The 12,368-nt window shown below is 47.3% G+C and carries 9 protein-coding genes; 3 read left to right on the top strand and 6 right to left on the bottom strand.

Going from position 1 to position 12,368, the window contains the following annotated elements; genetic code table 11:
• Nucleotides 1-344 precede the first annotated feature (344 nt).
• Genes glpC through glpA form a run of 3 tightly spaced genes read right to left on the bottom strand, consistent with a single transcriptional unit; the run spans nucleotide 345 to nucleotide 4,584 of the window.
• Nucleotides 345-1,556: an anaerobic glycerol-3-phosphate dehydrogenase subunit GlpC gene (gene glpC, locus C942_RS14505; RefSeq protein WP_007466866.1), complete on the bottom strand. Its 1,212-nt coding sequence runs from the start codon at nucleotides 1,554-1,556 to the stop codon at nucleotides 345-347.
• Entirely contained in the window at nucleotides 1,553-2,887 is a 1,335-nt protein-coding gene (gene glpB / locus C942_RS14500; RefSeq protein ID WP_007466864.1) for a glycerol-3-phosphate dehydrogenase subunit GlpB, read from the bottom strand. The genes glpC and glpB overlap by 4 nt, the downstream gene beginning before the upstream one ends.
• Entirely contained in the window at nucleotides 2,884-4,584 is a 1,701-nt protein-coding gene (gene glpA, locus C942_RS14495) for an anaerobic glycerol-3-phosphate dehydrogenase subunit A (RefSeq protein ID WP_007466863.1), read from the bottom strand. The genes glpB and glpA overlap by 4 nt, the downstream gene beginning before the upstream one ends.
• Nucleotides 4,585-5,135: 551 nt before the next feature.
• On the opposite strand from glpA, the gene C942_RS14490 reads away from it, so the two are divergent.
• The gene (locus C942_RS14490; protein ID WP_007466860.1) at nucleotides 5,136-5,807 is read left to right on the top strand and encodes a hypothetical protein; all 672 of its coding nucleotides are present in this window, start codon (nucleotides 5,136-5,138) and stop codon (nucleotides 5,805-5,807) included.
• 136 nt (nucleotides 5,808-5,943) lie between these two features.
• On the top strand, nucleotides 5,944-6,132 hold the full coding sequence (locus C942_RS14485; RefSeq protein ID WP_007466859.1) for a DUF4250 domain-containing protein: 189 nt from the start codon (nucleotides 5,944-5,946) through the stop codon (nucleotides 6,130-6,132).
• Between the two features lie 60 nt (nucleotides 6,133-6,192).
• On the opposite strand, the gene metR is transcribed toward C942_RS14485, so the two are convergent.
• Nucleotides 6,193-7,104: an HTH-type transcriptional regulator MetR gene (gene metR, locus C942_RS14480; RefSeq protein WP_007466857.1), complete on the bottom strand. Its 912-nt coding sequence runs from the start codon at nucleotides 7,102-7,104 to the stop codon at nucleotides 6,193-6,195.
• A 277-nt stretch (nucleotides 7,105-7,381) separates the two neighbouring features.
• Here metR and metE point away from each other — a divergent pair, with 277 nt between their 5' ends.
• Nucleotides 7,382-9,694 (top strand): 5-methyltetrahydropteroyltriglutamate--homocysteine S-methyltransferase, encoded by a 2,313-nt coding sequence (gene metE, locus C942_RS14475; RefSeq protein ID WP_007466856.1) that lies wholly within the window; start codon nucleotides 7,382-7,384, stop codon nucleotides 9,692-9,694.
• Between the two features lie 116 nt (nucleotides 9,695-9,810).
• Here the strand turns inward: metE and C942_RS14470 are convergent, their stop codons facing one another.
• Nucleotides 9,811-10,245 (bottom strand): META domain-containing protein, encoded by a 435-nt coding sequence (locus C942_RS14470; RefSeq protein WP_007466854.1) that lies wholly within the window; start codon nucleotides 10,243-10,245, stop codon nucleotides 9,811-9,813.
• Between the two features lie 307 nt (nucleotides 10,246-10,552).
• On the bottom strand, nucleotides 10,553-12,172 hold the full coding sequence (locus tag C942_RS14465) for a mechanosensitive ion channel family protein (RefSeq protein WP_007466851.1): 1,620 nt from the start codon (nucleotides 12,170-12,172) through the stop codon (nucleotides 10,553-10,555).
• Nucleotides 12,173-12,368: the final 196 nt, after the last annotated feature.

Raw genomic sequence — 12,368 nt, 5'->3', positions numbered from 1 at the left:
TAGGGGGTATTAATCCGAACGAACGTTTTATGTTTTCGGTAAACGGTTCGTCGTTCGGTAATAGCTACTGCGCACTTCAGCTACTGGATAATCATCCTGATTATGTTTCCCTGGCTGGGCCGTCAGAAATAAACCTAGTTAAATTAGCTGTACATAGATGACGGAATTTCTTCTGGCACATTGATAACTATAGGATCTCATTCATTAAATGAGTAACTTGATTCTCATTAATTTTATAAATTGAAGGGAATCCAGCATTAACAGAGAAATGTATTAATGGAATGATGAGAGCGGAGAAGAGGCATAAAAGAAGAGGGCCTGTAGGCCCTCTTGATGCTGTCTTGTTACTCGATAGCCATTGCTAGCAATGAAATCGGGTGGATGGTTTCGAGATCTGTGTTTTCTTCAATTTGCCATTTACAGGTTTCACAGTCTGTAATGGCAAAGTCAGCATTAGACTGACGGATTTGTTTAAACAGGCTCTCACCGATAGCCATTGAAGTATCGTAGTTTTCGGTTTTGAAACCGTATGTACCAGCAAGGCCGCAGCACTGGCTGTCCAGTACTTCTACTTCAAGTCCCGGAATCATCTTCAGCAGCTCAATGGTATACAGACTGCCGCCGGTGCGCTCAAGGTGACACGGTGTATGATAAACAATCTTCTTGTTGATAGGCTTCATCTTCGGCTTTCTGCCGTTCATGAAAGCTTTTAGCAGGAAGCGGGTAACATATTCAATTTTATCGGCAACCTGGCTGTTATCGACTTTCAGTACGCTCGGGTATTCTTCACGCAGAGTGAAAGAGCAGGTTGAAGATGTAGACACAATTGGAGCGTCATATTTCTCGATCGCTTCAGCGAATTTTTTGACATTCAAGCGGGCATTTTTCTTTGCTTTATCGAAGAAACCATTGGCAATCAAAGGTACGCCACAGCATTTTTCTTTATCAAGCAACTGAACGCCGATACTCATCGAGTTCATTACTTTCACGAAGTCTTTACCAAGCTGCGGGTTGTTGTAATTTACGTAACAACCGTGGAAGTAGTGAACCTGTTGCGGATACAGTGCCTGGCTGGTGCAGTTTTGTTTGTACCAGCGGCGGAATGTTCCGTGGGAATATTTCGGTAAGGTTTTATGGTCATGCACACCAATGGTTTTGTGCATGATTTTTTTTACCGGTTTTAAGGCGGTAACAGCATTAACAATCGGTGCAAACGGTGTTGCTGTTGTACCCATCAGATCGGTATGGCTCAGAACAAAATCACGGATTGTTTTAATGTTCATCGGCATTTTGGCATGCTCAGAGCGTGCCGCTGCAATCATGTCACCGATTTTTACTCCGGAAGGACAAGCGGTTTCACAGCGCTTGCAGTTGGTACATAGCTTCAGGGTTTCATCATAGAAATCCGGGCTCTTGATTCGAAGACGCTCGCCATCAGGGCCACATTGCTTTGGTCCAGGGTATTGCGGGTTAGCTTTTGCTACCGGGCAGTAAACGGTGCAAACAGTGCACTTGATACATTGATCAAAGCTTGTGTCTTTTTTTGGAAGGCTCATGCGAAAGTCCTTTCTTGTTGTTCGTTTTCCAGGGTCTGATGCCGTTGCTGTTTCGCGATGATTTGCTCGGCGACATAGTGGCCGGTGCTGATTGCCACGCCGCTGCCACAACCTTCATAGACCGGATCATAATGGGCGAGTAGGGCGCCCGCGCAATAGAGATTGCTGATGGTCTGATTGGCAATGGATGGCTGTAGCTGCTCGTTGCAACGAACGCCCATTTTCATAAATTGATGACTTTGCTTGGCAAAGAATTCGTCCTGATACCAGTCATCACGGTTTGCCGGCGTCGCCATATCAAGGCCAAAGACCGGCTCTTGTACCTGATGACGTTCAGCTGCCATTCCACGACTAAAGAAGCTGCCGGTTGCGATCAGGAAATGATCGGCGGTCAGCGGCATATCATGGTGATGGCGAGTGTAGATGCGGGTAAGTTTTCCGTCTTCGATATCACCGCGCAGTACTTCATCACCGGAAAGGATCAGTCCGCCAAGCATCTGGAAGTGCGATTTCATCGCTTCTTCGAGGCGGATACCAAGCAGTGACGGCGGCATGGTCGGAATTTCACAAATCTTAAATCCGGTCAGGCCTTCAAGTAGCTTGATAGTCGCAGCACCATCCCCGTTACCAAAGATTGAAGGCAATACCACTAAATCGGCTTTGCCGACTTTTTGGATTAGCCCTTTAGCAAAGGCATGAAGTTTGGTTTCATCACGCAATACGCGGGAAATATCGATAGAACGGAATTCACAAGGATTACGTTGCATGTTTTCGAAATTCGGCAGCTCTACGGCGGCCGTTATTATTTCAACGTCCTTGAATTGTGGCAGTTTTGCCAGGTTATCAGCAGCCAACTGAGGTTGAAAATCACGGAAGCCGTCAATGGTGACCAGAGCAATTTTGCTCAGGCCGGCAGCCAGTTCATTTTGCGGGAACTGATGAACAGTCTGCTGAGACAGCCAGGTTGAGCGGAATGTACCCATCGGGGTGATACGGAAGTGGTTTGAGCCATCTTCCTGAGCCGTCAGGTAAACACCGCGTTTTTCCATCGTACCTTGGTACCAGGCAATTGCTTTTCGGGCGGCGTCTTCACCCAGTTTGCTGTAGGGATGCTCCGGGCTCTGTTGTTTCAGGGCTTCGAAAGCGGCAAACGGGTCAGATACCGGCTGGCCGTCAGGCAGATGGCTAAGAATATCAATGGAGCCGGATGAGAAGTGCAGGGCACTTTGGCCTGCTGCAATTACAGCAGTTTTTAGTCCGGCTTCAGCACAGCGGATTGCACAACTCAGGCCGGCAACACCACCGCCAATAATCAAGCTATCGAATTTCATTGTGCAACCTCTTCTGTTTTTTCTTCTGTGTTGAGTGGTTTTTCTGTTACTTGTTCTTCTGTAGTTTGTTCTGTTGCGACGGTTTGTTCTGGCAAATCACTGACGCCGAACAAGCCTTCGTAAATCCAGTAAGTAAATTCACCTTCGCGCATTGCATCGCCCCAGAAGACCGGCTTGATGCCTTTCCAGCGTTCTTCAAGGAAGTCGCTTAGCAGGTGGCTGGCCTGAGTTCCGGATGTCTGGCCGTATTCGGAGAACAGACCTGCGGCACGGTAAGAACAAAGCTCGCCCTGACATGGTCCCATGCCGACACGGGTACGGCGGCGCAGGTCAACCAGGTTGTGGACGTCCAGCTCTTTAATGGCATACTCAACTTCGCCGCAAGTTACCATTTCACATTCACAGATGACGGCCTGGCTCTTCTTGTCGTTCTTAAGGAACTTCTCTGCTCGTCCGCCGTGGCGATAGTAAGCAGACTGGTAAATAGGTTTTGCCAGGCTGGCGGTATGTTTGGTTTTCTCCGTTGTTGCCTGCTCTGAACCCGGCAGCGGTTTTTCATGGGTGATACAAGGCTGGGTGTTACCCAGTTTCTTGGCGACCAGATCAGTTGCCCACTCGGCCATCATGCGGTAGGTCATCAGCTTACCGCCGGTGATGGTGACAAAGCCGTCCATTCCGTCACGCTCAGCGTGATCAAGTAGGACAATACCGCGGCTGATGTTTCGGCCACTGGTGTCTCCGTCTACGGCTACCAGCGGACGAACACCGGCATAAGCTCGTAGCACGCGGGTGTTAGCCATGATTGGAGCCAGCTTGGTGCCTTCTTCAAGCAGGATATCAATTTCTTTGCTGGTGACACGTAGATCGTCGATCTTGTCGTAGTCAATTCGTTCAGAAGTGGTGCCGATCAGGGAAATGGTGTCACCCGGTACCAGGATGTCTGCATCAGACGGTTTACGGCAGCGGTTAATTACCAGATTGTTGATTCGGTAATCGAGGATCAGCAGGGAGCCTTTTGCCGGGAACATCTTGATATTCAGATCGCCGTACTCACAAATCTGCTGACCCCAGATCCCGGCGGCGTTGACTACCTGTTTTGCTCGAATCTCAAAATCTTCACCGGTTTTCAGGTTCAGGCATTTGACACCACGAACTGTGTGTCCGTCACGGATAAGGCCGGTAACCATGGTGTGGTTGAACAGGCGGGCACCGTGTTCGACCGCATCCAGCACATTAGATGAAGACAGGCGGAACGGATCCAGTGTGCCGTCTGGTACTTTTACTGCACCAATCAGGTCAGGGTTACAGTTCGGCTCAAGTCGAAGTGCTTCCTGTGGGGTTAATTGCTCAACATCGATATCTGCTTTCTGACAAGCGGTAATAAAGTCTTTCTGAAAATTGAGATCGTCATCAGGTAGAGATATAAAGAGGCCCTGTGTATCTTCAACGCAGTGGCGGGCAATCTTTTTCAGGATACGGTTTTCCTGAATACATTCTTCAGCTGACTCCTGATCAGTTACCGCATAGCGGGCACCAGAGTGGAGCAGGCCGTGGTTGCGTCCGGTTGTCCCTGACGCCAAATCATCCCTTTCAACCAGAATGCATGGAATGCCTCGTAGTGCACAGTCGCGCATAATGCCAGTACCCGTGGCACCACCGCCGATAATCACAACATCTGTTTCAAACCAACTTTTCATGTTCGTTTTCGCTTATCGTTATTGGTCAGGTTTGCAGGGACTATGTAAATTCCCTTTCTTATGGGAATAAATATGCCACTTTTGATGAGGGTATTATTTGATCTGTTACACATAAATGAGCGAACGAACATTCGTATACGCTCATTATGGCTCGTTTGTTTGAAAACTAAGCAAAATAAGAGCCACTTTGGGCTCTTATCATTGATTTAAGACTCTTTGACACGGTGAAAAGGGAGTTATTGCGATCAGGTGTATGCTTTTCGACATTCGTTTCCCTGATATTTATAGCCGGCGGATGGAAGCGGTAACAGTCACGACCCGAATCCTTGCATTCATACAATGTTCGATCTGCTCGATCTGCTCGATCTGCTCGTTCGACAAAGGATGACAGGATATCGCTGCTGAATAAGTGGATGATCCTATGCAAATGATTATTATTTTAAGTGTTTTGATCGAGGTTTGTGTTTAGATTAAGGGCGCGGATATACTGCTGCATTCACTGCCTGATATTGGTATGATCCGGGCCCGTTTTATTTAACTCAGGTTTACATATGTTTTCAGGTTATTTGCCGCTTTTAATCCCGGCATTGCTGGGCGCTCAATTGATTCTGACGCTGGTGCTTACAAAAGGTGAAATTTGCCCGGGTCAGCGTGGCAGGGTCCATAAAACATTGCCTGTTATTTTGGTTGGGTGGGTGCTGGTGGTGATTAGTCAGCCTGTTGCTTTGCTGCCTCTGCTGACGCTGGCATTTTTTGCATTCAAGGTGAAGACCGGCAAGACGCGTGATGCGGGGCCACTCAAAATGCTTTATGCTTCTGACGCTCTGGCATTTTTGAGTTGGGTAATGTTGCTCCCAGCAATGTCATTGCCTCAGATTGGCCTGAGTTTTATGGCTGTTGCACTGTTCGGTGCTTTGTTGGCACATCTGCTTCTGACCCAGGCTCGTACTCGTTTGCAAGCTTTTCACCGTCTTTTGCCTTTTAGTGGTTTTGTCAGTGCGATCCTGAGTGTATTGATGATGCTTTGGCTGCTGAGCGGCCTTGAGGAACAGACGATAACTGCGATGACAGGCGATGTTGTTGCTGCGCTGGCCTTATTAGTGTTGTCTCTGTTGGTCTGGAGTGGCCATATCTTGTTGACTAAAACTGTTAATCGTTGGCAATTACTTGTCGCAACTGTGTTGCTGACATCATCCGGTGTGATGCAGATGGCGATGTTCTGATTTATTTCGCCAAATCGATATTTTGTGATGAGCCCTTCCAATCGGAAGGGCTTTTTTTCGCAGGTTACTGTGGAATAGCTATGCTTAATTTGAGCAAGTGACCAACTGAGCAATGTACGAGATGTAAGGGGTTAGTATGGAAATTAGTAATCTGCTTAAAATGGATGGCAATATTGTCCTCGGCATTATTAATGAAAAACTTCGCCTCGAGTGCGACACAATTGATGATCTGGTAAGCCGCTACGAACTCGATTCTGAAGAACTGAATAATAAAATGGCCGAATTGGGTTATCGTTACGATCCGATCACCAATCAGTTCAGATAAAATCTGATAAGCGATCAAAAGAGTTACATAAAGCCGCCTTGATCTGGTGTTGGCTTCAGATCAGGCGGCTTTAATTCCTTCCAAATGAGTCTGGCACTGCTGTTTTGCTGTGGCAAAAAATGCTTGTAGGTAATGTCGGTCTCTTTCCGATGAGCGGATTGCGGCAAACAGCCTGCGCCAAAGCCCGTCACCCAATGGTTTACTGACAATCAGCCCTTGCCGGGCAAAATCATAGATAGCCCAGTTGGGCAGGGCGGCAACGCCCAATCCGGCAGAAACCATTTGCACCAGCATCAACGTATTGTCGGCCTGTTTCCAGTTAACCGGTTCTATCTCAGCTGGTTGAAGGAAATGCTTCACCACATCAAGGCGACTTTTTTGTACCGGATAGCTGAGCATAGTTTGATCCGCAAGATCCTCCGGAGAGATGTAATCTTTGTCAGCCAGTGGTGACTGAGGTGAAACCACCAGCCGCATTTCGAAATCGAACAGAGGTTCAAAGTGAATTTCACTGCGCGGCTGAATATCGGATGTGATCACCAAATCAAGTTCTCCAGCACTCAGTGCCGGTAGCGGTTCGAAGCCGAAACCTGACGAGAAATCCAGTGTTACGCTGGGCCAGTTGATTTGGTATTCCTTGAGGGCGGGCATCAGCCACTGGAAACAGGAGTGACATTCAATGGCCATATGCAGGCGACCGTTAGCATCTTCTTTCAGGCTGGCGAGCTCATATTCGGCTCTGGCAATACGCGGAATCAGTTCGTCGGCCAGGCGCAGCAGAATTTCACCTTCAGCAGTAAATTTTACCGGACGGGTTTTGCGCAGGAACAGCTGGCCGCCAAGTCGTTGTTCCAGATCTTTCAGTTGGTGGGAAAGGGCGGATTGAGTCAGGCACAGTGTGTTAGCTGTTGCTGTCAGTGAGCCGGTATCTCTGAGTACGGATAATGTTCTTAAGTGTTTTATCTCAATCATCGCTGTTGTGCTGTCCTTATCACTGTTTATTTCTATATCCCTGTAAAACAGGTGGTTTTAAACTTTTCCTTCACACCTGGCTACTCAGAAACTGTTTTTCAATGTAACCGTTAATTTTGGATGTGTAAACATCTGGACGTCTATTTGGTTTTTAAAAAAATGCAAGCTCTTGTATATGAGTTTTATTCATAATCAATGTGAATGATAAGAAATTGTTCACATCAGAGCCTTCCGTCATTGTTGAAGCATCAACACTTACAGGATGTGAGAAAGAACAATGACAACACAAACCGCTAAAACAAAGACACATATTCTCGGTTATCCACGTATTGGTAGTCAGCGTGAATTGAAATTTGCTCAGGAGAAGTATTGGCGTGGCGAAATTGGTCAGCAAGAGCTGAAGGAAGTCGGTAGTCTGCTTCGCCACCGTCACTGGGGAGAGCAGGTCGGTGCCGGGCTGGACTATGTCTCGGTCGGTGACTTTGCCTGGTACGATCATGTTTTGGGTACCAGCATGTTGTTAGGGCATATCCCAAAGCGTCATGACAACGGTTTTCCAGACCTTGATACCCTGTTTCGTGTCGCAAGGGGCAGGGCTCCAACAGGTTGCGCGTGTGCCGCTTCAGATATGACCAAGTGGTTTAATACCAATTATCACTACATAGTGCCGGAATTTACCGCAGACGATCAGTTCAACGTCAGCTGGCAACAGCTGTTCGAAGAGGTCACCGAGGCCAAACAAGCCGGTCATCAAGTTAAGCCGGTATTGTTAGGGCCTGTATCCTACCTATGGCTGGGCAAAGAGAAAGAGCAGGGGTTTGACCGTTTATCACTGTTACCGCGATTGCTAACGGCCTATCAGAAAGTTCTGGCCAAACTGGCCGCTCTGGGCGTTGAATGGGTGCAGATTGACGAGCCGGTTCTGACGCTTGAGTTGCCGAAAAACTGGGTAGAATCTTTCAGGTTGGCGTATCAGGTGCTTCATGGTAGTCCCAAGCTGCTGTTGACCACATACTTTGATGATATCACTCATCATCTGGATAAAATCGTTGAGCTGAATGTAGATGGCCTGCATGTTGACTTGTCCGCTTCACCTGAGCAGCTTGAAGCTGTTGTTGCTCAGCTTCCGGAGCAATGGGTGCTTTCTGCCGGCGTGATTAACGGGCGTAATGTCTGGCGGGCAGATCTGGCAAAGCTGCTTGGAATTCTTGAACCGGTGAAATCTAAGCTGGGAACGCGCTTGTGGCTGGCAAGCTCATGCTCATTACTTCACAGCCCGATGGATTTGGAGCTGGAAACCGATCTTAACCCTGAAGTGCGCCAGTGGTTGGCTTTTGCCAAACAGAAATGCCGAGAGATTTCTCTGTTGGGTCAGGCACTGGATGGTTGTGAGGCTTCCCGTTCCGAATGTATTCATTACAGCGCACCGATTAAGGCAAGGGTCAACAGTGCTTTTGTAAATAACCCGGATGTTCGTCAGCGAACATTAGCTATTTCACCGATATTTGCCGAGCGTAAGGCGCCTTATTCCGAGCGAGCACGGTTACAACGATCAGCTCTGGATTTACCCTTGTTGCCGACAACGACGATAGGTTCGTTCCCGCAAACGGATGAAATCCGTGTTCAGCGTCGTGACTTCAAAGCGGGAAGGTTGGTTGAAGCTGACTATAATACGGCGTTGAAAGGCCATATCACGGACGCTATAAAACGCCAGGAAGCATTAGATCTGGATGTGTTGGTTCATGGTGAGGCAGAGCGAAATGATATGGTGGAATATTTCGCTGAGTTGCTGGAGGGCTTTGCTGTTACTCGTTTTGGCTGGGTGCAGAGTTATGGCTCACGTTGTGTGAAACCCGCGGTAATTGTATCTGATATCTATCGTGCGAAGCCGATGACGGTTGAATGGGCTACTTATGCCCAATCTCTGACTGACAAGCTGGTGAAAGGTATGCTAACCGGGCCGGTGACGATTCTTGGCTGGACATTCCCGCGTGAAGACTTAACCCGTGAAGAGATTGCGAATCAGATTGCGCTGGCACTGCGTGATGAAGTTGCTGATTTGCAGGCTGCCGGAATTAAAGTTATCCAGATTGATGAGCCAGCTATTCGAGAAGGCCTCCCGCTTAAAGCCAGTCAGTGGCAGGCTTACCTGGACTGGGCAGTTAATGCCTTTAAGATTGCGGCGGCGAGTGCTGATCCGGAGACACAAATCCATACCCATATGTGTTACAGCGAATTCAATGACATTATTGAGTCGGTGGCAGCACTGGATGCCGATGTGATTACTATAGAAACATCTCGTTCGGATATGGAGTTGCTTAAAGCATTTGAAGAGTTTGACTACCCGAATGAGATTGGCCCCGGGGTTTACGACATCCATTCCCCGAATATTCCGGAAGTTGAGCATATCGAAAAGCTGGTGGAGAAGGCTGAATCGTTAATTTCGGTTGAACGTTTATGGATTAATCCGGATTGTGGTCTTAAAACCCGTAACTGGGAAGAAACAGAGGCAGCGTTAAAGAATCTGGTGACAGCGGCGAAACAGCTGCGTGAGCGTTACGTTTCGAATGTACGGGTGAAAACGGGTTAACATGAAGTCGCCAACTCAGTGAGCAGCAATTAAACAAAAAGAGCGCTACTGGCGCTCTTTTCTGTGAACATAAAGCTATAGCCAAAGAATCGTTTGATGGCTATTTCAGTGGGCGATTATTGCTCCACTGTCCGCTGGAAAGTCAGGCTGTGAGTAGCGTTTGTCAGCGTCAGCTCGTTGCCTGAGATGGATGCATCGCTCCATTCGGTTAACGTGCGGCTCATTAGCTGTTCCATTTTCATTGCCGGCTCCGGACAGGCCATCATGGTCATGCCCATTTTTTCAATGCGGAGCTTGCTGTCTTTCAGTTCAGCCTGACCGAAATAGCGGTTACAGCCTGAGTGACCGTGTGCGGACATATCCTGGCTTAGCTCTAGATTTGGAGCGCGGAATGGTTCTGGCAGGTCAATGGTTTTATTATCAACTTTTGTCAGTACCCAGTTGTGGGTAACAAGATCAGATTCGGCTACCATGTCGGAATTGTCACTGTCGAATGCACATGCAGCAAGAATAGCGGGTAGGGCTAGTACGGCCAGAAAACGTTTTTTCATAGTATGATTTCCTGAGTATGTTTTTTATCCGGTCGCATTCGAGCATAAGTTTGCTGAATAGGGCGTAAACAACTTATCGGCTCTGATGCGCATGTTTTTATTGCTGCTGTCTTGTTGCAGCTGTTTTGTTGCGGTGTTGCTTTTGATTCAGGGTGATGGTTTCAATTAATTGCTTTCCGTCACTCTATATCAGCGAAGCTTGTTGTTTGTTGAACGAGAAACACGCAATAAATAACAAGCTTTTCTATAGTTTGCCAACATGTGGACTTAATTATGTTAGACGGATGTCATAACTTAACGTAAGTGATTACTCTGGCTGATTTTTAACCATGTGCAGGTGGACGTCCTGTTGCGGAAACGGGATCGAAATACCTTCTTTATCGAAACGTAACTTAACCTCTCGGGTTATATCCCAGTACACATCCCAGTAATCATCGGTTTTCACCCAAGGACGGACAATAAAGTCAACTGATGAGGTGTTAAGCGTATGAAGTTTGATAGTTTTTTCCGGTGAGCGCAATACCGCCGGGTGAGCATCAACGATTTCATTCAGCACGCGTTCAGCATGTTCAACACTGTCGCTGTAACCGATACCAAACACCATATCAACGCGTCTGACTCGTTCATGTGTAACATTCTTGATGGTATCGCCCCAAATCTTGCTGTTAGGGACGATCAGTATCTGGTTATCGAATGTTTTGATGGTAGTGCTGACAAGGCTCATGTGGCTGACCTTCCCTGAAACACTTCCGGCTTCAACAAAATCCCCGACATCAAACGGACGATAAATCAGCAGCATCATACCGGATGCAAAGTTTGATAGGGTATCCTGCAAGGCGAAACCGATGATGATACCGGCGACCCCGAAACCGGTCAGGATAGGGGTTAAGTCGAGACCAATTTGAGACAGGGCGATCATTAAGCCAATAATGAAAACACCCTTGCCGGACATTGAAATGAAAAAGTCCTGCATCAATTTAGACATGCGCAGGTTAGGCGAGGCAACGGCTCTGGCTACCATCTTACGGCTCAGGTTCTTCAGGATATTGAAGATAAAAATGATCAGGCCGAAGACGAAGACTTTGAAAAGAACCTGAGGTGTATTGTCCAGCAGCCATTGGCCGACATTGCCTGCCCAGGTGGAAAGTAGAGCAATGAGCACTTTCGGGTTCAGTATATCGTCAGTCAGGTTGCCTGTAGTTTGAAAAATCTGTTGGGTGTAGGCTGTGGTATCGATATCCATTTTGTTTGCCAGTTCAACCAGAAAATTCAGGTTGTCGATATCACTGGCAAGGTTTCTCTGCGCCAACAGATGAAGGATTTGAAGCGACGGTTTTTCTGCTTCCGAAGCGGCTTTGAGCTGTTTTGACAACATCTTCTCTTGCTGGCTGTCAAAAGTAAGCGAAGCCGACATAAACTCAAGCCGGTGCTCAATGTCTTTAATGAGTTCAGCCTGACGCTTTGGATCTGGTATTCCGAGTGTTTCCAGCCATTTGTAGTTGACCCACTGTTGACCGAGCATTTCAGTGTAAAAGCGTCGGGCCTCATCCAGACGTTTTTGCACCATCAGCTTTTCTTCCTGTCCGGCTTCATCCAGCTTCTTCTCTTCAGCCGTAATTTTCTCGCCAAGGAATTTTGAGGCGCGGGAAATAAAGGAGGCTTGTTGCTTTACGTATTTTGTTAGCAGTGGTGTGGTTTCGTCGGTGCGACTGTCAATGAGATCTTTCAGAACAGCTCGCAGCTGATTGTTTTTATTAAGCAACTGCATGTCGATGACATTTCTGGCTGAGCCGGTTTTGGTAAGAGATTCCTGGTAAAGAGTGGCAATCTCCTGCTCAAGGTTACTTAATTTTTGTGAGAGTTCATCACTTGGTTGTGCCATGACTAACGATGACATCAGCAGTAAAACAATCATCACTATACGCATGTTACAGCTTACTCCGGCTAACAGTTTGTTCTGCAAATAAAAAACATTATGACAGTTATAGGGGAATTATAGTGATGGTGAAATGGCATTGTCAGGTTAAATTTTGACAAAAAAAGCCCATACCGAACGGTATGGGCAAATAGCGAGTGTTTACAGTTTTATTTGCAATTGCAAGGTGTGTCAAAGGGACACGACA

The organism is Photobacterium marinum, assembly GCF_000331515.1.
GTDB classification, from domain to species: Bacteria; Pseudomonadota; Gammaproteobacteria; order Enterobacterales; family Vibrionaceae; genus Photobacterium; species Photobacterium marinum.
The sequence above is the reverse complement of the archived record's forward strand: the minus strand, read 5'-3'. Positions and strand labels throughout refer to the sequence as shown.